This is a genomic window from Streptomyces sp. NBC_01261 (assembly GCF_036226385.1).
Classification (GTDB): Bacteria; Actinomycetota; Actinomycetes; order Streptomycetales; family Streptomycetaceae; genus Streptomyces.
In genome coordinates, this window is record NZ_CP108463.1 from 1,554,120 (window position 1) to 1,574,258 (window position 20,139).

The following is a 20,139-nucleotide window of genomic DNA, read 5'->3' on the forward strand; positions in this document are numbered from 1 at the left end:
GTCTTGCCGATCTTCATTAGATGCCCGAGGCACCTATAGGGCCACCTCAAGTTCGGCCAGATCGGTGGTGCCTACAATCTGGCCGAACCTGATGGCCCCGGCCGGCCCGACGATCACGGTCGTGGGACCGGTCCAACGTCACCCGCCCGCGACCGGAGTCCCGCCGTCCGCCGGGGCGAAGGCCAGGAACACGGCGAGGCTGTCCTCGTACACGTGATGACGGACGATCAGCCCGCCCCGGACGGTGAGATGGAGGGCGAACCTGGCGCGATACGACCGTCCGGTGGGCCTGGCGGTCAGCCGGATCTCGCCGAGAACCACCGCGTCCTCGCCGTCGACCAGGACGCGCTCGATCTCCGTGCCCACCTGCCCCGGCACATGGTGGGCGACGAGATCCCGGAAGTGGTCGGCGGTGTCTGCGCGGGTGGCGCGGTGCCGGATCCACGGGGTGGCGGGGCTGCCGTGCTCGTCCTCGGGCCAGTCGAGCCTCCAGTCGACCTGCTCGGCGTACAACTCGGCGATGCGCTCGGGCTCGGCGTGGCCGATCCGGTGCAGGAGGTCTGCTACGACGGTGCGGGTGGTCGGGGTCGTGGACATCGGGCGCGCTCCCTGGGCCGGTGGTCGTGCGGGGTGCCGACTGTGCCGGAGAGTCCGTTCCGGTGCGATTACCTCCGAGGTAGTCACCCGGTGGAGGGGGCATGGCCGAAGAGAGTCGCGGTATGGATGAATCACGCACCGGCTGGTGTTGAATCTCGGTGCCAGACAGCCGTAGAACGCGAGATGGGACGAATGACATGCCTCTTGAGGGCGAGTACGAACCCAGCCCGTCGCAGTGGGTACGCGACCAGGTCGAGCTGTACGAGGGCTCCGGCGGCACCAAGGGGACAACGTTGGCGGACACCGGTCTGCCCGTCATCGTGCTGACGACGGTGGGCGCCAAGAGCGGGAAGATCCGCAAGACCCCGCTGATGCGTGTCGAGCACGACGGGGTCTACGCCGTCGTCGCCTCGCAGGGCGGCGCGCCCACGCATCCGGTGTGGTTCTTCAACGTCCAGGCCGATCCGCACGTCGAGCTGCAGGACGGACCGCAGAAGTGGGACCTGACGGCCCGCGAGGTCACCGGCGACGAGAAGGCCGAGTGGTGGGAGCGGGCGGTCGCCGCCTACCCCCCGTATGCCGAGTACCAGACGAAGACGGACCGGCAGATCCCGGTGTTCGTCCTCGAACCGGCCGCCGCCGGAAGCTGAGTCCCGGGGACTGACCAGCCCGGAGGAGGTTTCTTGTTTCCGGGGCGCATGAACCGGTGACCGTCGGGCATCCGACGGTCAGGCCCCGCCGCGCTCCCCCGTCGCGGCGGGGCTTTTCCGTGCCTCCTCCACCGGCCGGTCGGTGATGTCCAGGAAGATCTCGCCGGCCTCGGACACCGCCTCGCCGAGCGACCGCTTGATGCGCACGGAGACCTCCTCGACCCGCTCGCTGTCCATCCCGGGGACCAGGTCGATCCGGGCGGCGACCATCGTCGAGTCGAGTCCCATCCGCATCGTGAACAGTGCCTCCACGCTGTCGATCTCGGGCTCGGCCGCCAGCAACGAGCGGATCCTGTCGCTCAGTTCGGGGTCGACGGCCTCGCCGATGAGCTGGTCGCGGGCGTCGCGGCCGAGGCGGTAGGCGACGTAGCCGAGCAGCAGTCCGATCGCGATCGACGCGGACGCCTCCCACACCACCTGCCCGGTGATCATGTGCAGCGCCATGCCGATGATGGCGAGGGTCACGCCGACCACGGCCGTGCCGTCCTCCGCCACGACCGTCCGCAGCGCCGGGTCGCGCAGCGCGTCCATGCCACCGCCCTGGGCGCGCACCTGGTGCAGGGCCCGCAGCAGGGAGATCCCCTCCACGACCAGGGCCACGGCGAGCACGATCAGGCCCACCGCATAGCCGGTGGACGTCTCCTCGGCGCCGTTGCGCAGGGCCTCGACCCCCTGGAACACGGAGAAGCAGGCGCCCATGACGAAGATCCCGACGGCCGCGAGGAGCGACCAGAAGAACCGCTCCTTGCCGTAGCCGAAGGGGTGCCGCTGGTCGGCCGGGCGGCGGCTGCGGCGCAGGGCCGCGAGGAGGAAGACCTCGTTGAGGCTGTCGGCCACCGAGTGCGCTGCCTCCGAGAGCAGCGCGGGCGACCCCGCGACCAGACCACCAACGGCCTTGGCGGCCGCGATCACCAGGTTGGCCGCGAGCGCGACGAGAACGGTGACCCGGGTCTTCCGGTCGGATGCTTGGTCGGCAGCTGTGTCGCTCATCTCCCCCGACTGCCCCTGAAGGTGCTGCTCACACCCTCTACCGAAGGACCGCTTTCGATGACACCGTCGGGGTGCCGAGCGGGCCGACCCGCCCGTTCGTCCGCAGAAGGAGATCAGCGTGGCCAAGATCAAGAAGAAGAAACTCCCCCTCGTCTACCAGCCCGTGGGCCTCGTCCTGGGCCTGGTGAGCGGCGCCCTCGCCGGCCGTGCCTTCCGCGCCACGTGGAAGGCGGTACGGCACGAGGACAACGCCCCCGACCCGCTGGACCGGGACCGCGGCTGGGCCGAGATCCTGCTCGCCGCCGCGCTCCAGGGCGCCCTCTTCGCGGTGGCGCGCAGCGCGGCGGACCGCACCGGCGCGAAGGCCATCGAGCGCTCGACCGGGATCTGGCCGGCGAAGGACAAGGGCGGCCGGGAGTAAGGCAGTTAGGAACAGGACCCTCGGGAACAGGACCCTTGGGAACCGGGCCTCCCCGGTATCGCCTCAGCCCTGGCCGGCGGCCGTCGGCGGTACCGGGCGCAGCGTGAAGGAGTGGCCGGCCGGGTCCGCGTACACGCGCTCCTCGTGCGGGCCCGGCATGTCCTTGGTCTCCAGCGGGCGGCCGCCGAGTCCGATGATCCTGCGCTCGGCCTCGTCCATGTCCTCCACCAGGAAGTCCAGGTGGACCTGTTGGTTGTTCTCAGCGCGGGGCCAGCTCGGCGGGGTGGCGCTGAGGTCCCGGCGGAAGGCCAGCCGGGTCCCGTCGGCACCCCTGATCTCCACCTGGTCGAGGGTGATGTCGGTCTGCTCGCCGTCCAGCAACTCCGTGTAGAACACGGCGAGTTTCTCCGGCTCGACCGCATCGAGCACCACGAAGCTAGCGTTGACCAATGCCATGTGTCCTCCGAAGAACTGGGGCGGGCAAGGGTCGAGTCCGGTTGCCTCGCCCCCAACGGATATCCCCGTTCCGCGAGTTGATGCCGCCGACCGGCGTCGATCGACGAACGTGCAACAACCGCACGGCTCCCCTGGTTCGGGTGGGACACGGGATGTAAGGGTGAGACGGGTGAAGCCTCGTATCGCCGTAGTGGCCCTCGCCGTCTGCACCGCGCTCGCTCCGCTCAGCGGATGCGGGAGCGGCACCGGCGCGCACGAATCGTCGCCGTCCGCGGGAGAGCCGACGACGGCCGCGGTGAGCCGAACTCCCGTTCCGGGCAAGGGTTCCAAGGACCCCGACGACATCAACGGCGACGGCCACCGCGACCTCGTGGTGCCGATCGTCGTCGGCGGCGGCGAGGGCGCCACCGACGAACGGGTCGGTGTGGTCTACGGATCGGCCAAGGGCATCGACCCGTCGACGCGCACGGTCTACGGCCGCACCGACCTGGGCCTGCCCGCACCCGGCAGGCAACTCCTCGCCCCGAAGGACTCGTTGTCCGCGGCCGACCTCACCACCGCCGATCTGGACGGCGACGGCTTCCCGGACTTCGTCACCACCGTCCAGGGCGCGACGACATCGGACGGCAACATCACCGCCCCGCGCACCCTCCCGTACATATCGTGGGGCGGCCCCGGCGGACCCACGGCGAAGACCTCCGCCACTCCCGTCCAACTCCCGCAGAGCGCGGCGAAGTTGGGCGTCCAGTCCGTGGTGCGCGGCGACTTCGACGGGGACGGGCACCACGACCTCGTCGGGTTCGCCCACAACCAGTCGTCGATGGTGGTGATGTACGGCCCGTTCACGCGCTCGGGCACACCCGCCCGCACCGACACGAGCCTCCCCTGGTCGGACGGCGACCTCACCGCCGACGCCATCGCCCCGTCGGGCACGCCCCGCGCGACCTCGCTCCTGATGCACGCGGTGAGCGACGGCGAACAGTCCGGCAACATGCTCTACACCGCCCACCGGGGCTCCCAACTGTCCGCCACCGGAAGGCAGTTGAGGAGCGGCAATGCCCACGCGTTCGGCGACTTCGACGGCGACGGGCAGCGCGATGTGGCCGTGGGCGACGACGGCAGCCGTAACGACGAGCCCGGCTACGAGACCGAGTCGGCCGACGTCGACGGTTCGCTCGCCGTGTATCCCGGCGACGGCGGCGCACCGGTGACGTACCGGCTCCCCGAGGCGCCGAAGTCCGCGCGCAGCCAGTACGGGCCCGGTGGTTACGTGTCCGCCGACCCGGACGGCGACGGCCGTGACGGCGTCCTCGTCGCCACGTACGAGGGCGCGACGCTCATCGACGGCACCCGGCGGACCACGGTCCTGCGCGACGGGCCCGCCGAGGAGGACGGCAGGAGGATCCCGGCGAAGTGGCGGCACGCCCGGCCCGCGGGGGCCGCCGACTTCGACGGTGACGGCAAGGACGAACTGGTCCTGAATTGGGGCGCGGACACGAAGTTCGGCACCTACGGGGAGCTCCCCACGCGCTGGTGGCTCACCGACGGCACGACGACCGCGAACAGGACGACGTTCACGACGACGGCGTTCGCCCCGCGCTCCTCGTAGGCAACCCCGCGCGCCTCATGGGGAGCGGGCTCAGTCGGCCACCAGCCACTCCCCGTCGCGCATCAGGTCCCGTCCCTTCAGCTCGTTGGCCTCCCGCCAGGCCTGCACGCGCTGCGGGCGGATCCTGAAGTACAGGTAGGGCGTGGTCAGTCGGCGCGGGTCGAAGCCGGTCTCCGAGGCGAAGATCTCGGCGTCCTCCTCGGGCAGGTCGGCCGGCGTCAGTGTCACGACGGTGCCCTCGATCAGCACGACGTCCCGGGTCGGCCCGACGGCGAGCCGGGCGACACCGGTGGAGACCAGGTTGCGGCCGGTGGGGCTCGCGGCCGGGGTCGCGAACAGCAGGGTCGTGCCGTCCCACACGAACGACAGCGGAACGAGATAGGGCGCTCCCCCGTCCTCGCCCGCCGTGGCGACCCAGGCGTCGCCACCGTCTTCGGAGCGCTCAAGCCGACGGAGCGTGTCCTGCTTGCGCTGTTCAGCGGTGCGTGCGGGCTCTTGAGTCATGGCCCCAGTCTGCCGCTCAGCCCTCCGCCGCCGCACGGATCTCGGCGAGGCGTGCCGCCGCCGCACTCAGCAGCAGATCCAGGGCGGCCGGATAGGAACTGTGCCGCATGGTGGCGACGAGATGCCGGGCCGTGGCCGCGATGTGCGGGTACGTGTCGGCGGGCAGCCGCGCGTACGTCGCCTGCCATACGGCCGCCTCCGCCTCGCGGGCCGGTTTCGGCAACGCCGTGTTCGCGGAGTCGAGGGCACCGAAGGCGAGGGCCTGGTCGACATAGGCGTGGTAGATCCGCACCGCCTCCACGTCCGGGAACCCGGCCCCGCGCAGCACCCCGAGGATCGCCTCCACGGCCTGGATCTCGTACACCCGCCCGGTCACCCGGTACGAACTGAGCACCGCCGCCCTCGGGTGCGCGAGCGCCCCGGCGTGCACCCGCAGGCCCAGTTCCCGCAGGTCGGCCCGCCAGTCCCCGCTGGGCCGCCAGGTGCGCAGCGTCCGGCCGATCAGCTCGTCCGCGACGGCGAGCATCAGCTCGTCGGTGTGCCGGAAATAGCGGTACAGGGAGCTGGGGTCGGCGCCCAGGGCACGCCCGAGCCGGCGCACGGACAGAGCGTCGGCCCCGTGCTCCTCGATCAGTCTCAGGGCGGTCTCGACGATCAGTTCCTCGGACAGGACGACGCCCTGCTTGGTGGGGCGCCTGCGCTGCCGGGCGGCGGCCGGGACGACACGCTCGCTCATACGGCACCTCCTCGATGGTCCGTCCGGGTGCTCGCACCTTACGACAACACCGTTGACCTGTTAAGTGCGCGGGCAGTTTCATGTGCGTTCACCGGGGCCGTTCAGGCCCCCCGGTGCGAGCGGAGAGCACGCCATGAACGACACGCCACCCCCGTCGGGGCCCGCACTGCGCAAGTCCCTCGGCCTGCTGGACGGCGTCGCCATCGCCGCGTCCAGCACGGCCGCGACCACCAGCATCGGCATCGGTCTGGGTGTGACCGCCGGCGTGGTCGGGCTGCATCTGCCGGCCATCATGCTGCTCGCGTTCCTGCCGATCCTCGGCATCGCCGGCGCCTACTCCCGACTGAACAAGGTCGAGCCGAACGCGGGCAACGGCTATGTGTGGGTGGGCCGTTCACTCACTCCCTGGCTGGGCTTCCTGGTCGGCTGGGTGAACATCGTCGCCACGATCGCCTTCCTCGCCTACACCACGGCGGTCACCGGCTCGGCCATGATCCAGCTCGCCGGGGAGGCCGGAGTGCACAAGGCGGGCGGCCTCACCCTCGACCCGGGATCGACGGCACAGACGACCTCCGTAGGCATCGTGATCCTCGTCGCCGTCACCCTCACCGCCGTGACCGGCGTCCGCACCGCCGCCCGCCTCCAGACCGGACTGCTGATCTTCGAGTACGTCGTCCTGCTCGGCTTCTGCGGCTACGGCATCGTCACCGGCCCGCACGCCTTCAGCCTGAGCTGGTTCGACCCGTTCGCGATCCCCTCGGCGTCGGCGCTCGCGCAGGGCCTGCTGCTGTCGGTGTTCTGCTACTGGGGCTTCGAGGCCGCGTTCACCGTGAACGAGGAGGTCCGCGACCCACGCGACGCGTCCCGGGCCGGGCTCATCACCCTGGTGACGATGCTGGGCCTGTTCCTGCTCGGCTCGATCGCCTTCCAACGGGTGCTGTCCGAGGACGAGTTGGCGGGCCACGGCGCCCAGGGCCTGGCCTACTTCGGCGACCGCCTGGCCTCCCAACCGCTGGCCGCGCTCCCCCTGGTCGCCCTGATGTTCTCGGCGGTCGCCTCGCTCCAGGCGGGCGTGATCCCCACCGCCCGAGGCATGTTCGCGATGAGCCGCGACCGCACCCTCGGCCCGGTCTGGGGCAAGGTCAGCGCCCGCTACGGCACTCCGGCCCTCGGCACCCTGCTCATCGGTGCGCTGGCAACGGCGGTCGCTGCACTGGCACTGGTGATCCCCCGTCTGGCCGACATGATCATGGCGACGGTGAACGCCGTGGGAATCGTCGTGGCACTCTCCTACGCCCTCACCGCCCTGGCCGCCGCAGTCCGCTTCCGCGCTCTCCTCCGGGAGGACTGGCGGCAGGGCGTGCGCGCGGTCGTGCTGCCCACGCTGAGCGCCATCTCCCTTCTGGCACTGGGCGGTTACCTCTGCTGGTCCTTCTACACCTCCACCGATCACCTCGAAGTCAGCGCGGACAACGGCTGGTTCCTGCTGCTCACCCCGCTGGCGATGATCGCGTCCGGCTTCCTGGCCGCCGCGTGGGCGAAGTGGGTGCGCAGATCGCCGTACTTCCACTCCGGCCGAGGCACCGACGCCGACGCACCGCAGCTCCTCGCCACCTCCCGCTAACCCCCGCAAGGATACGAACCATGCACGCAGACCTCCTCTTCACCAACGGCCCCGTCCTCACCCCCGAGGGCCGCACCGCGACCGCCGTGGCCGTCACCGGCGACCGGATCACCGCCGTGGGCCATGCCGAGGTGCACGATCTCGCCGGGCCGCGCACCCAAGTCGTCGATCTGGCGGGGCGGTTGCTGCTGCCGGGGTTCCAGGACGCGCATGTGCATCCGGTGCCGGCGGGGCTTGAGCTGACCCAGTGCGATCTGACGCGGGCCAAGACGGCGGAGGACACCATCGCCGCCGTACGGGCCTATGCCGACGCGCATCCCGAGCGGGAGTGGATCACCGGGGGCGGGTGGTCGATGGAGGCGTTCGAGGGGGGCACGCCGACGAAGGAGCTGCTGGACTCGGTCGTTCCGGACCGGCCGGTGTACCTGCCCAACCGGGACCATCACGGCGCCTGGGTCAACAGCCGGGCGCTCCAACTCGCGGGCATCACAAGGGACATGCCCGACCCGGTCGACGGAAGGATCGAGCGGGACGCGTCCGGCGAACCGGCCGGGACACTCCAGGAGGGCGCGATGCAGCTGGTCGGTCGCCTCACGCCACCGGCGACGCAGGCCGACCGACTCGCCGCACTGCTGCATGCCCAGCGGCATCTGCACGCGCTCGGCATCACGGCCTGGCAGGACGCGCTGGTCGGGGAGTTCCTGGGGATGGACGATCCCTCGGACGCGTATCTCGCCGCCGCCCGGGAGGGTTCGCTCACCGCGCGCGTCGTCGGCGCGCTGTGGTGGGACCGGGAGCGCGGGGCCGAGCAGATCCCCGAACTCGTCGACCGCCGAGCCGCGTTGAGCCACGGCCGATTCAGTGCGGGCAGTGTGAAGCTGATGCTGGACGGGGTCGCCGAGACCGGCACGGCCGCCCTGCTCGACCCGTACCTCGACAAGTGCGGCTGCGCGACGGCCAATCGGGGCACCAGCTTCATCGACCCGGAGCAACTGCCGAAGTACGTCACGGAGTTGGACGCGCTCGGCTTCCAGTGCCATTTCCACGCGCTGGGCGACCGGGCCGTACGGGACGCGCTGGACGCGGTCGAGGCGGCGCGGGCCGTGAACGGGCCGAGCGACACCCGACCGCATCTCGCGCACCTTCAGGTGGTGCACCCGGACGACGTGGCGCGGTTCGTACGCCTCGGTGCGGTGGCGAACATCCAGCCGCTGTGGGCCGCGCACGAACCGCAGATGGACGAGCTGACGATCCCGTTCCTGGGACCCCAACGGGCCTTGTGGCAGTACCCGTTCGGGGCGCTGCTGCGCTCCGGGGCCACGCTCGCGGCGGGCAGCGACTGGCCGGTGAGCAGTCCCGATCCGCTGCAGGGCATCCATGTCGCGGTCAACCGGGTCGAACCCGGGGGCACGGGACCGGTGTTCCTGCCGGGCGAGCGCCTCGACCTCGCGGCGGCAATCACGGCGTACACCGCGGGTTCGGCGTACGCGAACCATCTGGACGAGACCGGCCGCATCGCGGAGGGGGCGTTGGCGGATCTGGTGGTCCTGGACCGTGATCCGTTCGCCGCTCCGCCGGAGGAGATCGGAGAGTCGCAGGTAGCGCTTACCTATGTCGGAGGAACGGAAGTGTACGCAGCTCAGGAGGCATGAGCAGGAACGGGGATCACGCTCGGGGCGCGGTGTAGATCATCTAGGCTCTGGGCAGCTTCGTAACCGCCGCTTCCAGGTCCAACTTTCGTACCACGGAGCGCAGTTCGAGGGCGCGGGCAGTCGATCGGACCGCCCGCTCGCAGTGGGGGGACCCCGTGTTCCGTCTCCCGAAAGGAAAGCGCATGCCTCAGGACGTCACCTTCGACCTCCCCTTCGACACCCCCGTCAGCGACCATCTGGAGTACGCCCGGGCCCGCCATCTGCGCTGGATCTGGGACATGGGCCTGGTCCGCAGCCAGGCCGGGTTCGAGGAGTACCGGTCGTGGGACCTCCCGCAGGCCGCGGCCCGCACCTATCCGCACGCGTCGGCCGCGGACATGGTCGTCCTGATGAACTGGTTCTCACTGGCGTTCCTCTTCGACGACCAGTTCGACGCGAGCCGACCGGACCGCGCCGACCGAATCCTGGACGTGGCGCGGGAGTTGATCGTCACGCCCCTGCGTCCGGCGGGCAGCAGGCCGCGGGTGGTCTGCCCGATCACCGTGGCCTGGGCGCAGGTCTGGGACCACCTTTCGGATGGCATGTCCCTGACTTGGCGGACCCGGTTCGCCGCGTCCTGGGGCCGGTTCCTGGTGGCGCACTGCGAGGAGGTCGACCTGGCGGCGCGGGGCATCGCGGGCACGCTGGACCTCGACGAGTACACGGAGTTCCGGCGCCGTACGGTCGGCATCCACCACAGCATCGACGCCGGCGAACGCAGCCGGGGCTTCGAGGTCCCGGCTCAGGTGCAGGCACACCCGCTGATGGAACGGATGCGTGACCTCGCCGCCGACACCATCGGCTTCATGAACGACATCCACTCCTTCGAACGCGAACGCCTCCGAGGCGACGGCCACAACCTCATAGCCGTCCTCCACCGCGACCGCGGCCTGTCCTGGGAGGCAGCGGCCGAAGAGGCCTACCGCATGACCAACGCCCGCCTCACCGAGTACCTCGACCTGGAGTCCCAAGTCCCCCAGATGTGCGACGAGTTGGCCCTCACCGAGAACGAACGCCTCCGGGTGAGCCAGGGCGTTGAGGCCATCCAGCACTGGATCAACGGCAACTACGAGTGGGCCCTGGTATCGGGCCGCTACGCGGCAGCGGAGGCAGGCCCAGCGGTGAAGGGTTCGGTGGACGACCTGTTGGCAGTGTGAGACGGGGCGTGCTGCCCGGCCAAGGGGCCGGGCAGCACGCCCCGTCTTTAGGGGCGCGGGGCTGTATCGATTTGCGGCTCCGCCGCGTGGGCGCGACCGGCCCCAACCCGCCCGCAGACAAGAAAATCATCGACTCAAACCGCGAACTCAACGGGCAGCCGATCCAATCGCGACTCCCACGTAGACGCCGTAGAAGTCAGCTCCTCAACCCCCACACCCAACCGCAACCCCGGCAGCCGATGCAGCAACACATCCACCCCGACCTCAAGAATCGCCTGCCCGATACTCTGCCCCGGACACTCGTGCGGCCCCGAACTGAACGCCAGATGCGACTGGTTGCCCTGCACGGACACCCCCGCATCAGGCCGAACCTCCGGATCGACATTCCCCGCGGTGAGCCCAAGGACGAGCAGATCCCCCTCCTCGATCCGATGCCCCCCGAGCTCAAGATCCGCCGTAGCGAACCGCCCCGGCAGAACGGCGAGCGGCGGGGTGTCCCACATGACTTCCTCGACCACAGCCGAGACGGTCAACTGCCCACTGACCAGCCCGGACAGCCGGGACTCATCGGTCAGGATCCGCTGCAACACCCGAGCCAACAAGTTGCTGGTGGTGGTGTGCGCGGCGATCAGCACGAGCCGCAAATGCATGACGACCTCTTCCGCATCGAGCCCAGCCGGATGCTCGATCAACGCGGTGGTGAAGTCGGAACCCGGCTCGGCCCGCTTGCGCTCGGCGAGTTCACCGAGGATCTCGATGATCCGGTGGTTGTGCGGCAGGGCGTCCTCCCCGCCCTTGAGGACCTGCGCACTGGACTCGACGAGCCGGTCCCCGTCCCCCGCGGGAAGCCCCAGGATCCGGGTCAGCACCAGCATCGGCAGATACTCGGCGTAGTCCGCCACGAGATCGGCCCGACCGGCGTCCGCGAACGCGTCGATCTGCTTGTTGGCGAAGTAGGTTGCGTGTCGCCGAACCCCCCGCCCGGCCGCGGCCGACAGCCCGTCGGTCACCGCGCCCCGCAGTCGGCGGTGCGGTTCGCCGTCCTGCGAGACACAGTCCGGCCGCCACCCCACCATCGGCATGATCGGCGAGGTGTCCGCGATCCGCCCCTCCCGCCAGTCCCGCCAGATCCGGGCGTCCCGCGAGAACTGCCGGGGGCTGTCCAGCACCCGCCGGTTGTCGCGGTACCCGAGCACCAGCCAGGCGGGCACGTCTCCTTCGAGCAACACCGGTGCCACAGAACCGTGTTGCTCGCGCAGCCGCTCGTAGATGCCGCGCGGATCGGTCGCCGCGTCCGGCCCGTACAGCCGGGTGCGGTCGTCGCCCCGGCCGTGGGCGACGGGGCAGCCCCTCGGCGCATCGGGGTCGTTCAACGTCTGGTCGGTCATCGGGACTCCAGTGCGACGACGGCCGAGCGTTCCTTCAAGTGGCTTATCAGCACGGCCAGTACGTCACGGCTGGAGTGGCGGTCGCGGGCGTCGAAGGCCACGACGGGGATGTCCGGGGAGATGTCGAGGGCGTCCCGGATCTCGTCGACCGGATGTTCCGGGGAGTCGGGGAAGATGTTCAGCGCGATGACGAACGGGACGTCCTGCCGCTCCATCTCCTCGATCGCCCGGAAGCTGGAGGCGAGGCGGCGGGTGTCGACGAGGACCACCGCGCCGAGGGCGCCCTTGAACAGGCCGTTCCACAGGAACCAGAACCGTTCCTGGCCGGGTGTCCCGAACAGGTAGAGGACCAGTTCGTCGTTGAGGCGGATCTTGCCGAAGTCGAGGCTGACGGTGGTCTCCGTCTTGTCGGTCACCCCGATGAGGTGGTCGACGCCGGCGCTCGCCTGGGTGAGGGTCTCCTCCGTGGTGAGCGGTCTGATGTCACTGACCGAGCGGACCATCGTGGTCTTCCCGGTGCCGAACCCGCCGGCGATCATCACCTTCACCGAGCGAGTGCCGTCACCGCCCGAGGAGCCGGGATGGTCAAAGCCTTTGAAGTCCACTGAGTACCTCCTCAAGGAGTGCGAGGTCGGGCCCGCGACCGGCGCCGTGCGCCGGGATGGGGTCACGGGCTTCGACGCGGTCCGCCTCCAGCAGATCCGCCAGCAGCACCGCGAGAATGTTGAAGGGCAGTCCGAGGTGGGCGCCGAGTTCGGCCACCGACAGCGGCTCGCGGCAGCGCCGGAGGATCTCCTCGTGCTCGTGCTGCATGCCCGGTACGGGCGCGGCGCGGGAGACGATGAGGGTCGCCACGTCGAGGCTCGACGCCGAACCGCCCGGTCCGCTGCGCCCTCCGGTGAGGACGTAGTAACGCTCCAGACCGGAGGGGTCAATTGGCCGGCGGGGAGCACTCATCCAGAGTGCTCCTCCAGGCGCGCGGTGGTGCCGAGGAGTTCACCCATCCTGCGGGCCAGGTCCCGCATCTGGTGTCCGAGCAGGCCCTGGTCGAGGCCCTCCCGGGCCAGTACGCCGAGGTACGTCTCCACACCCGCGCGGACGACGAAGAGATGGCCGCCGTCGACCTCGATCATCGCCAGCCGCAACTGCCCCGCGTACTTGGGGAATTGCTCGGCGACGGGCAGGGCCAGCGCCTGCAGGCCGGCCACCACGGCCGCGAAGCGGTCCACGTCGTCGGGGTCCTCCGCGCCGAAGGAGGTGATCGCCTTGCCGTCGCTGGAGGCCACGAGGGCGAAGCGGATCTCCGGGATGCTCTCCACCAGATCGCGGAGTGCCCAGCTCACGTCGGTTCCCTGTTGCGTCATGTGGACTCGTCGCTCTCTTCAGTGCTGTGCTCGGTGAACTCGCGGCCTGTGGACGCCGGTTCCTCCTCCGGTGCCTCCCGTCCGGCCGCGGCGAAGGCCGCCAGGCCGGTGAAGGAGGCGTCGGGCGGTACGGAGGAGACAGTCATCTCTCCGGTCCGCCCGGCCGGTTGGGACCGCGCCGTCTCGCCACGCCTGCTACGGCGCCTGGGCAGCCCGCCGGGTGTGGTGTCCTCCGCCCCGACGCTCTCCGCCGGGGTCTCCGCGTCGGCGCTCCCACGGCTCGGCGTCGCGGTCGCGGCCGTCGCGGCGGCCTGGAAGGACGGGGTGCCGGTGACGGCGGACGCGGGCAGCCGGCTGAAGTACTTGTGCGGGACCACGACGACGACCGAGGTACCGAGCCAGGGCGAGTCGGCGAAGGTGACGCGGATGCCGTAGCGGCGGGCGAGGGTGCCGACGACCCGCAGGCCGATGCTGGCGTCCTCGGAGACACCGCCGAGTCCGGGGCCAGCGAGGGTGCCGGCGAGGGCGTGCTCGGCGTCGCGCTTGGACTCCTCGCTCAGGCCCTTGCCGGAGTCCTGGATCTCGATGCCGACGCCGTTCGGCACCTCCTTGCCGGAGACGATGACCGGCTCGGTGGGCGGCGAGTAGCGGGCCGCGTTGTCCAGGAGGTGGGCGAGGATCAGCGTGAGGTGGTCCACCAGACCGCCGTCGACGCCGAGTTCGGGCAGCCGGCGTACGTCGACGCGGTGGAAGTCCTTGATGCGGCCGATGCCGCCGCGCACCACGCTGAGCAGGCGCTGCGGTTCCTGCCACTGCCGGCCGGGCCGGTCGGAGCCGCCGAGCACGCCGACGCTCGCGGCGAGACAGTCGGCGGGGCCGATCTCCTGGTCCAGCTCCATCAGTCCGCCGGCGACGGCGGGCAACCGCCCGTGCTCGCCCTGCAGTTCGTGCAGCCGGCCGCGGAGTTTGCTGGTCAGTACGTGGATGCGGTTGCCGATGCTGACGACGGCCTGCTCGGCGGCGGTGGAACGGTTGAACTCCTCCTCGACGCCGATGAGCGAGGTCCGCAGCACCTTGCGCAGTTCGGCCTGGAGCTCGGCGCTGACCTTCGCGCACTGGCTCGCGGCCGGCAGCAGGTCGTCGATGGCGTCACCGGCACGCAACTGCTTGAGCGCCTCGGGGAGTTGTTCGTCGGCGAGGCGGGCCACGGCGGCGAGCTGGTGGGCCAGCTGCTCCTGCCAGACCTCGGCCCGGTCGGCGAGCTGCGCCTCGTAGGACGCGGCCTGCTGGGTCAGCCGCTCCTCGAACGCCCTTGTCCGCTCGGCGAGTTGGGCCTCGTAGGCGCCGGAGCTGTCGGCGAGCCGGGCCTCGTGGACACCGGAGTACTCAGTCAGCTGCGCCTCCAGCGCGGCGCGATCGGCGCTGAACTTCCGCTCCAGGCCCGCCACATGCTGCTGCCACTGCTGGGAGTGCTCGGCCTGCGCGGTGTGGAAATCGCTTTCGGAACGGCGCAGTCGAGCCTGGCTCCGGACGAGCAGTCGTACACACACGGCACTGGCCACCGTCGCCGCCGCTCCGGCCGCCGTCGCGGCTATGCGCTCCGGGCTCATGAACGTGGCGGCGACGGTCCCACCCCCTGAGGCCAGCGGCAACAGCCACCAGCCGTACCAGGCGACAGGTGCCCGCGCCGCCGGCGGCGGAGTGGCGAGTTCCATCTGCATCCTTCGAAGCGACACGAACGAACAGGGGGGTGTGCGAGGACAGACCGCACTCAGGAGGACGCACCACGAGCCGACCGGTCACGATCACGCCAACTCGCTGCGCCGCTGGGGAGCTTATCGGGTTTGAACGGTAGAAGATCAACCTCAAGGCGGTGCGGAAGTGAGGGTTCCGTCACGCTCCGAGAAGTCTGAACTTGGACATGTGTCCAGCTATAGTAGACACCTGTCCAAGTTGACGAGGAGTCGATCGATCATGGAAACGCTCGCGAACGTGCTGGTCGGACTGGTGGCCGCGCTGCACCTGTACATCCTGGTGCTGGAAATGTTCCTGTGGGAGAAGAAGCCGGGGCGCGGTCTGCACGGCTTCGACCCCGAGATGGCCAGAGCCACCGCACCGCTCGCCGCCAACCAGGGGCTGTACAACGGTTTCCTCGCCGCGGGTCTCGCCTGGGGCCTGATCGCCGCCGACCCGACCGGCTTCCGCGCCCAGGTGTTCTTCCTGAGCTGCGTCGTGATCGCGGGCGTCTACGGCACGGTGACGGCGAACCGCCGCATCCTGTTCGCGCAGGCGCTGCCCGGCGCGGTGGCCCTGGCCGCCGTGCTGATCGCCCGGTGAGCCGCGCCGAGCCCGAGGACCGGCGGACCGCCCGCACCCGGGCACGGCTGCGCCAGGCCCTCCTCGACGAGTGCGCCGAACACCCCCTGGAGGAGGTCGGCGTCGCCGCCCTGGCCCGCCGTGCCGGGGTCGGCCGGGCCACCTTCTACGTCCACTACGACGGCCTGGAAGCGCTTGCCGTCGACGCCTGCGCGGACGTCGTACGGGAGGCCGTGGAGGCACTGCACGCGTGGCGCGGGCGGCCCGATCCGGTGCACGCGCCACCCGCGCTGCCGGAGTTCTTCGCCGGGCTGCTCCCCCACGCGGCCCTGTACCGCGCCCTGTTGAGCCCGGGCGGCGGCGGCCCGCTCGGCCGGGTCCTGCACCGGGACCTGCGCGCCTACAGCCTCCGCGAGCGCGAACTCGCGGGCGCGGCGGACGCCCCGCTGGTCGCCTCGGCCGTCGCCGGGACCTTCGGCGGGGTCCTCGCGGACTGGCTGCACGGGCTGTTGGAGGGCACGGCGGAGGAAATCGCCGACCAGGTATGGCAGTTGCTGGTCGCCCTGCACATGAGCCGGTGACAGACGCTCAGAGGCAGCCCTCGCCCGACTTGACCGCGGGCCAGGCCTCCACGCCGTCCGGCGTGCGCACGTACGCCTTCGACGCGTCGGCGGTGAGCCACAACTGCCGGTCGCGGTACCGGTATCCGGTGTCGTGGGCACTCGCCGGCATACGGACGTCACCGTCATAGGGGGCGGTGAGCATCTGGCGCGGGAGCACCTCGTCCGGATCGCGGGCGTACAGCCTGCCCTTCGCGCCTTCGCCGGTCCGCAGGAAGTGCGCCTTCTGCCAGTCGCAGTGCGCGGCACCGACCGAACTGCTCACGACCGTGGTCGCCACCCGCTTCCCGTCCTTGCCGGTCCAGATCTCGTATCCGTGCGCCTTGGTGAAACCCTCCGGGAGTTCGGCCGGGTCGCAGGAGGCGCTGGTCTCCGGGCCCCAACCCGGCCTGTTCTTACGGTCCTTGGCGACGACGACGGCCACCTTCGTCCGGCCGCCGACGTCGTAGGAGAACAGGACGCGGCCGTCCGCCTTGCGTTCGACGCGGTAGCCGGTGCGCGGCACGTCCGGCTGCTCCATGTCGAAGTACGCCCGCAGTCCGCCCTCGGGGGTCGTGCCGCCGTCGCCCTTGCTCCACGCGTCGGCGCCCCCGCTCTCGTACATCGCGCCGTCGCACTCCAGCGCCCGGCCCGCCGCACCCGACTTGTCGGAGCCGGTGGCCGGTACGTACAGCGGACCGGCGTAGGCCGTGGCAGGCGCTGTGCCCGCGACCACGACGTTCTTCCCGTCCTCCGTGCCGCATCCCAGCGCCGTCACGGCCACCAGTGCGGCGACCCCCGCGAGCCCTCTGCGCATGCCCTGTCCCCTCATGTCGTGTTCCTACGACGCACGGGCGGGCCGAAACGTTGGGGTTCAGCGAGCTTCTTGGAACGTACGGCGGTACGCCTGCGGGGAGACCCCGATCGCCGCGTGCAGGTGCTGCCGCAGGGACGCGCCCGTGGCGAAGCCGACGCGGCCGGCGATCTGGTCGACCGAGAGGTCGCTGGCCTCCAGGAGGTCGCGGGCGTGGGCGACCCGCTGCTGGATCAGCCAGCGGCCGGGGCTGAGGCCCACCTCGTCGTTGAAACGGCGGGCGAAGGTGCGCAGGCTCATCCCGGCGTGCCGGGCGAGGTCGGTCAGGGCGAGCGGTTCGTCGAGCCGGGTCAGGGCCCAGTCGCGGGTGGCGGCCGTGCTGGTGACCCCGCAGTCGGGCACCGGCTGCTGGATGTACTGGGCCTGGCCGCCGTCGCGGAACGGCGGGACGACGCAGCTGCGGGCGACCTTGTTGGCGAGTTCGCTGCCGTGGTCCGTGCGCACGATGTGCAGGCAGATGTCGACGCCGGAGGCCGCGCCCGCGGAGGTGAGGATCCGGCCGTCCTGCACGAACAGCACGTCCGGGTCCAGGTCGACCTGCGGATACAGGGCCCGGAAGCGGTCGACGACCTGCCAGTGGGTGGTGGCGCGGCGGCCGTCGAGGAGACCGGCGGCGGCGAGCACGAAGGCGGCCGTACAGATCGAGACGATCCGCGCATCCGGGCGGATCCGGGCGAGGGCGGCGGCGATCTCGGTGGGCAGCCCGGTGGGGATGCGCGGGGTCGCCATGGAGGCGACCACGACCGTGTCCGCCGTTTCGAGGATCTCGGGTCCGTGCTCCACCGCGACCGAGAAGTCGGCGTTGGTGCGCACCGGACGGCCGTCGACCGTGCAGGTCAGCACCTCGTAGTGGCCGTCGGCGGCGCCGAAGATACGGCTGGGGATGCCCAGCTCGAAGGGGTAGACGCCGTCGAGCGCCAGGACCACGACCCGTTCCACATGCAGCATGGCACGATCCTATCGAAGGTTGGCCATCGTGCCATTTCCTTGTCGTGCGGGACCCGGCAGGCTGACTGACCATGAGCACTGTGAACACCATGCGCGTCATCACCCAGAAAGTCCTCGGCGGTCCCGAGGTCCTCGAAGTCGCCGAGGTCGAGCGACCCGCGCCGCGCGCCAACGAGATCCTGATCAAGGTGCGGGCCGCCGGAGTCAACCCCACCGACTGGAAGCACCGGGCCACGGGGGGCTTCCTCGGCGAGCCGCCGTTCACCCTCGGCTGGGACGTCTCCGGCGTCGTGGAGGCCGTCGGCGTCGGTGTCGCCCGTCTCGCACCCGGCGACGAGGTCTTCGGGATGCTGTCCTACCCGTGGGGCCACGGCTCACACGCCGAGTACGTCGCCGCCCCGGCCCGCGCCTTCGTCCACAAGCCGGCCGGGATCGACCACGTCCAGGCGGGCGCGCTGCCCCTGGTCTCGCTGACCGCGTGGCAGGCGCTGGTGGAGAACGCCGAAGTCCAGCCGGGACAGCGGGTGTTGATCCACGCGGCGGCCGGCGGGGTCGGACATGTGGCCGTGCAGATCGCCAAGGCGCGCGGCGCCCATGTGATCGGCACGGCGAGCGCGGCCAAGCACGACTTCCTGCGCGAACTCGGCGCAGACGAGGTGATCGACTACCGGGAGACCGACTTCAGCGAGGCCGTGAAGGACGTCGACGTCGTCCTCGACATGCTCGGCGGCGAGACCGCGCTCAAGTCGCTGCGGGTGCTGCGTCCCGGCGGGATCGTGGTCTCCATCGTGCCGATGGGCAAGCCTGACTTCTACGAGGAGGCCGAGCGGCTCGGTGTCCGGGCGGTCCGGATGCTCGTCGACGCCGACCGCGCCGACATGCGGTCGATCGCGGAACTCGTCGAGGCGGGCAAGCTGCGCGCGACGATCGCCGGGACGTTCCCGCTGGCCGATGCCGCCGAGGCACACGCGCTCGGCGGCACCGGCCGCACCGCGGGCAAGCTGGTGCTGACGGTCGACTGACCGACCGAACAGGTCAGAAGGTGAGCACCGGCTTGATCGCCTTGCCCGCGCTCATGTCCCGCACCGCCTGGTCGATGTCCGCGAACGGATATGTGGTGATCAGGCGGTGCAGCGGCAGCCGCCCCTCCTTGACCAGTTGGACGAGCGCGGGGATGAAACGCTGCGTCTCGCTGTCGCCGAGGGTGAGACCCACGATCCGCTTCCCGGGGAGCAACCCGTTGACGTCCAGGGCGACTTCACTGCCGAACGGCGGTGCCCCCACGACGACCAGGGTGCCCCGGGCGGCGAGCGCGTCGGCGCCCTGGCGGAGGACTCCGACGTTGCCGGTCGTCTCGACGACGCCGTCGGCTCCCCGGCCGTCGGTCAGCACCGCGAGGGTCTCACCGAGGTCGGCCGCACCCGCGTTGACGGTGTGGGTGGCTCCCAACTCCTCTGCCAGCGAAAGGCGTTCGGCGACCCGGTCGACGGCGATGATCCGGGTGGCCGGGGTGAGCGCGGCGGCCATCACCGCGGACAGGCCGACGGCTCCGGCGCCGAGCACCACGATCGTGTCGCCGAGTCGGGGCTTGAGAACGTTCCAGACGGCGCCCACACCGGTCTGAACTCCGCAGCCCAGCGGCGCGATCGACTCCAGCGGCACGTCCGGGTCGACCTTCACCAGACTGCGCTCGTCGACCAACGCCCGTTCGGCGAAAGAGGATTGGCCGAAGAAGTGCCCGCCGAGGGGCTCGCCGTCGCGGCTGATGGTGCTGCTGCCGTCGGCCCGTCGGCCGCCGATGAGGTTCAGCGGCAGCCAGGTCGCGCAGTAGGCGGGGTGCCCGCCCCGGCAGTTGCGGCAGTCGCCGCAGGACGTGAAGGACAGGACGACGTGGTCGCCGGGTACGACACCGGTGACGGCCGAGCCGACCTCCTCGACGACACCGGCGCCCTCATGACCGAGAACTCCGGGGAGCGGAAAGGGCAGTCCGCCGCTCGCCGCGCCAAGGTCGGTGTGGCACAGGCCGGTTGCGACGACCCGGACCAGCACCTCGTGCGGGCCCGGCTCGGCCAGTTCGACGGCGGTGAGGGTGAAGGGCGCGCCGCCCGACTCGACGACGGCCGCGCGCGTGGTGGTGGACATCGTACGAACTCCT

The 20,139-nt window shown here is 70.9% G+C and carries 22 protein-coding genes; 9 read left to right on the forward strand and 13 right to left on the reverse strand.

What is annotated here, in order from left to right; all coding sequences use genetic code 11:
* Window positions 1-138: 138 nt before the first annotated feature.
* Window positions 139-597, reverse strand: coding sequence for a nuclear transport factor 2 family protein (locus tag OG226_RS06820; protein ID WP_328675815.1), 459 nt, complete (start codon window positions 595-597; stop codon window positions 139-141).
* A gap of 197 nt (window positions 598-794) precedes the next feature.
* Here OG226_RS06820 and OG226_RS06825 point away from each other — a divergent pair, with 197 nt between their 5' ends.
* Window positions 795-1,247 (forward strand): nitroreductase family deazaflavin-dependent oxidoreductase, encoded by a 453-nt coding sequence (locus OG226_RS06825; RefSeq protein ID WP_329348292.1) that lies wholly within the window; start codon window positions 795-797, stop codon window positions 1,245-1,247.
* 78 nt (window positions 1,248-1,325) lie between these two features.
* Here the strand turns inward: OG226_RS06825 and OG226_RS06830 are convergent, their stop codons facing one another.
* Entirely contained in the window at window positions 1,326-2,297 is a 972-nt protein-coding gene (locus OG226_RS06830; protein ID WP_328675817.1) for a cation diffusion facilitator family transporter, read from the reverse strand.
* A gap of 118 nt (window positions 2,298-2,415) precedes the next feature.
* Between OG226_RS06830 and OG226_RS06835 the strand changes: the two genes are divergently transcribed.
* A complete protein-coding gene (locus OG226_RS06835) occupies window positions 2,416-2,718 on the forward strand; it encodes a DUF4235 domain-containing protein (protein WP_327399385.1) in 303 nt (100 codons plus the stop codon).
* Between the two features lie 63 nt (window positions 2,719-2,781).
* On the opposite strand, the gene OG226_RS06840 is transcribed toward OG226_RS06835, so the two are convergent.
* Window positions 2,782-3,174 carry a VOC family protein gene (locus OG226_RS06840; protein WP_328675818.1) on the reverse strand — a complete coding sequence of 131 codons (393 nt, stop codon included), beginning with the start codon at window positions 3,172-3,174 and terminating at the stop codon, window positions 2,782-2,784.
* 169 nt (window positions 3,175-3,343) lie between these two features.
* Between OG226_RS06840 and OG226_RS06845 the strand changes: the two genes are divergently transcribed.
* Entirely contained in the window at window positions 3,344-4,783 is a 1,440-nt protein-coding gene (locus tag OG226_RS06845) for an FG-GAP repeat domain-containing protein (protein ID WP_329348293.1), read from the forward strand.
* A gap of 30 nt (window positions 4,784-4,813) precedes the next feature.
* On the opposite strand, the gene OG226_RS06850 is transcribed toward OG226_RS06845, so the two are convergent.
* A complete protein-coding gene (locus OG226_RS06850) occupies window positions 4,814-5,287 on the reverse strand; it encodes a pyridoxamine 5'-phosphate oxidase family protein (RefSeq protein WP_328675820.1) in 474 nt (157 codons plus the stop codon).
* Window positions 5,288-5,303: 16 nt separating this feature from the next.
* Window positions 5,304-6,023 (reverse strand): TetR/AcrR family transcriptional regulator, encoded by a 720-nt coding sequence (locus tag OG226_RS06855; protein WP_328675821.1) that lies wholly within the window; start codon window positions 6,021-6,023, stop codon window positions 5,304-5,306.
* Window positions 6,024-6,156: 133 nt separating this feature from the next.
* Between OG226_RS06855 and OG226_RS06860 the strand changes: the two genes are divergently transcribed.
* From OG226_RS06860 to OG226_RS06870, 3 genes are all read left to right on the forward strand, one after another.
* Window positions 6,157-7,647, forward strand: a complete 1,491-nt coding sequence (locus tag OG226_RS06860) for an APC family permease (RefSeq protein WP_328675822.1) — start codon at window positions 6,157-6,159, stop codon at window positions 7,645-7,647.
* 20 nt (window positions 7,648-7,667) lie between these two features.
* Window positions 7,668-9,299 (forward strand): amidohydrolase, encoded by a 1,632-nt coding sequence (locus OG226_RS06865; protein WP_329348294.1) that lies wholly within the window; start codon window positions 7,668-7,670, stop codon window positions 9,297-9,299.
* A 182-nt stretch (window positions 9,300-9,481) separates the two neighbouring features.
* Window positions 9,482-10,495 (forward strand): terpene synthase family protein, encoded by a 1,014-nt coding sequence (locus OG226_RS06870; protein WP_328675824.1) that lies wholly within the window; start codon window positions 9,482-9,484, stop codon window positions 10,493-10,495.
* A 134-nt stretch (window positions 10,496-10,629) separates the two neighbouring features.
* Here the strand turns inward: OG226_RS06870 and OG226_RS06875 are convergent, their stop codons facing one another.
* The 5 genes from OG226_RS06875 to OG226_RS06895 are packed head-to-tail and all read right to left on the reverse strand — an operon-like array spanning window position 10,630 to window position 14,962.
* Window positions 10,630-11,883, reverse strand: coding sequence for a cytochrome P450 (locus OG226_RS06875; protein ID WP_329348295.1), 1,254 nt, complete (start codon window positions 11,881-11,883; stop codon window positions 10,630-10,632).
* On the reverse strand, window positions 11,880-12,488 hold the full coding sequence (locus OG226_RS06880) for a GTP-binding protein (protein WP_329348296.1): 609 nt from the start codon (window positions 12,486-12,488) through the stop codon (window positions 11,880-11,882). The genes OG226_RS06875 and OG226_RS06880 overlap by 4 nt, the downstream gene beginning before the upstream one ends.
* Window positions 12,469-12,840 (reverse strand): DUF742 domain-containing protein, encoded by a 372-nt coding sequence (locus OG226_RS06885; protein WP_033278903.1) that lies wholly within the window; start codon window positions 12,838-12,840, stop codon window positions 12,469-12,471. Before OG226_RS06885 ends, OG226_RS06880 begins: the two co-directional genes overlap by 20 nt.
* The gene (locus OG226_RS06890) at window positions 12,837-13,247 is read right to left on the reverse strand and encodes a roadblock/LC7 domain-containing protein (protein WP_328675827.1); all 411 of its coding nucleotides are present in this window, start codon (window positions 13,245-13,247) and stop codon (window positions 12,837-12,839) included. The genes OG226_RS06885 and OG226_RS06890 overlap by 4 nt, the downstream gene beginning before the upstream one ends.
* The gene (locus OG226_RS06895; RefSeq protein ID WP_329348297.1) at window positions 13,244-14,962 is read right to left on the reverse strand and encodes a sensor histidine kinase; all 1,719 of its coding nucleotides are present in this window, start codon (window positions 14,960-14,962) and stop codon (window positions 13,244-13,246) included. Before OG226_RS06895 ends, OG226_RS06890 begins: the two co-directional genes overlap by 4 nt.
* Before the next feature lie 259 nt (window positions 14,963-15,221).
* Between OG226_RS06895 and OG226_RS06900 the strand changes: the two genes are divergently transcribed.
* Together OG226_RS06900 and OG226_RS06905 are read left to right on the forward strand one after the other, a co-directional pair.
* On the forward strand, window positions 15,222-15,584 hold the full coding sequence (locus OG226_RS06900) for a DUF1304 domain-containing protein (RefSeq protein ID WP_328675829.1): 363 nt from the start codon (window positions 15,222-15,224) through the stop codon (window positions 15,582-15,584).
* Window positions 15,581-16,144: a TetR/AcrR family transcriptional regulator gene (locus OG226_RS06905; RefSeq protein ID WP_328675830.1), complete on the forward strand. Its 564-nt coding sequence runs from the start codon at window positions 15,581-15,583 to the stop codon at window positions 16,142-16,144. The genes OG226_RS06900 and OG226_RS06905 overlap by 4 nt, the downstream gene beginning before the upstream one ends.
* Window positions 16,145-16,151: 7 nt before the next feature.
* Here OG226_RS06905 and OG226_RS06910 read toward each other — a convergent pair whose 3' ends face one another.
* Both OG226_RS06910 and OG226_RS06915 read right to left on the reverse strand, forming a co-directional pair.
* The gene (locus OG226_RS06910) at window positions 16,152-16,979 is read right to left on the reverse strand and encodes a hypothetical protein (RefSeq protein WP_328675831.1); all 828 of its coding nucleotides are present in this window, start codon (window positions 16,977-16,979) and stop codon (window positions 16,152-16,154) included.
* A gap of 57 nt (window positions 16,980-17,036) precedes the next feature.
* On the reverse strand, window positions 17,037-17,984 hold the full coding sequence (locus OG226_RS06915; RefSeq protein ID WP_328675832.1) for a GlxA family transcriptional regulator: 948 nt from the start codon (window positions 17,982-17,984) through the stop codon (window positions 17,037-17,039).
* Window positions 17,985-18,055: 71 nt separating this feature from the next.
* Here OG226_RS06915 and OG226_RS06920 point away from each other — a divergent pair, with 71 nt between their 5' ends.
* The gene (locus OG226_RS06920; protein ID WP_328675833.1) at window positions 18,056-19,006 is read left to right on the forward strand and encodes an NADP-dependent oxidoreductase; all 951 of its coding nucleotides are present in this window, start codon (window positions 18,056-18,058) and stop codon (window positions 19,004-19,006) included.
* Window positions 19,007-19,019: 13 nt separating this feature from the next.
* Here the strand turns inward: OG226_RS06920 and OG226_RS06925 are convergent, their stop codons facing one another.
* Window positions 19,020-20,126, reverse strand: a complete 1,107-nt coding sequence (locus OG226_RS06925) for an NAD(P)-dependent alcohol dehydrogenase (RefSeq protein ID WP_328675834.1) — start codon at window positions 20,124-20,126, stop codon at window positions 19,020-19,022.
* Window positions 20,127-20,139: the final 13 nt, after the last annotated feature.

Coding starts and splice junctions, on each gene's coding strand:
- OG226_RS06820 (WP_328675815.1), bottom strand. CDS start 597: ATGTCCACGACCCCGACCACCCGCACCGTCGTAGCAGACCTCCTGCAC.
- OG226_RS06825 (WP_329348292.1), top strand. CDS start 795: ATGCCTCTTGAGGGCGAGTACGAACCCAGCCCGTCGCAGTGGGTACGC.
- OG226_RS06830 (WP_328675817.1), bottom strand. CDS start 2,297: ATGAGCGACACAGCTGCCGACCAAGCATCCGACCGGAAGACCCGGGTC.
- OG226_RS06840 (WP_328675818.1), bottom strand. CDS start 3,174: ATGGCATTGGTCAACGCTAGCTTCGTGGTGCTCGATGCGGTCGAGCCG.
- OG226_RS06850 (WP_328675820.1), bottom strand. CDS start 5,287: ATGACTCAAGAGCCCGCACGCACCGCTGAACAGCGCAAGCAGGACACG.
- OG226_RS06855 (WP_328675821.1), bottom strand. CDS start 6,023: ATGAGCGAGCGTGTCGTCCCGGCCGCCGCCCGGCAGCGCAGGCGCCCC.
- OG226_RS06860 (WP_328675822.1), top strand. CDS start 6,157: ATGAACGACACGCCACCCCCGTCGGGGCCCGCACTGCGCAAGTCCCTC.
- OG226_RS06865 (WP_329348294.1), top strand. CDS start 7,668: ATGCACGCAGACCTCCTCTTCACCAACGGCCCCGTCCTCACCCCCGAG.
- OG226_RS06870 (WP_328675824.1), top strand. CDS start 9,482: ATGCCTCAGGACGTCACCTTCGACCTCCCCTTCGACACCCCCGTCAGC.
- OG226_RS06875 (WP_329348295.1), bottom strand. CDS start 11,883: ATGACCGACCAGACGTTGAACGACCCCGATGCGCCGAGGGGCTGCCCC.
- OG226_RS06885 (WP_033278903.1), bottom strand. CDS start 12,840: ATGAGTGCTCCCCGCCGGCCAATTGACCCCTCCGGTCTGGAGCGTTAC.
- OG226_RS06890 (WP_328675827.1), bottom strand. CDS start 13,247: ATGACGCAACAGGGAACCGACGTGAGCTGGGCACTCCGCGATCTGGTG.
- OG226_RS06895 (WP_329348297.1), bottom strand. CDS start 14,962: ATGGAACTCGCCACTCCGCCGCCGGCGGCGCGGGCACCTGTCGCCTGG.
- OG226_RS06900 (WP_328675829.1), top strand. CDS start 15,222: ATGGAAACGCTCGCGAACGTGCTGGTCGGACTGGTGGCCGCGCTGCAC.
- OG226_RS06910 (WP_328675831.1), bottom strand. CDS start 16,979: ATGCGCAGAGGGCTCGCGGGGGTCGCCGCACTGGTGGCCGTGACGGCG.
- OG226_RS06915 (WP_328675832.1), bottom strand. CDS start 17,984: ATGCTGCATGTGGAACGGGTCGTGGTCCTGGCGCTCGACGGCGTCTAC.
- OG226_RS06920 (WP_328675833.1), top strand. CDS start 18,056: ATGAGCACTGTGAACACCATGCGCGTCATCACCCAGAAAGTCCTCGGC.
- OG226_RS06925 (WP_328675834.1), bottom strand. CDS start 20,126: ATGTCCACCACCACGCGCGCGGCCGTCGTCGAGTCGGGCGGCGCGCCC.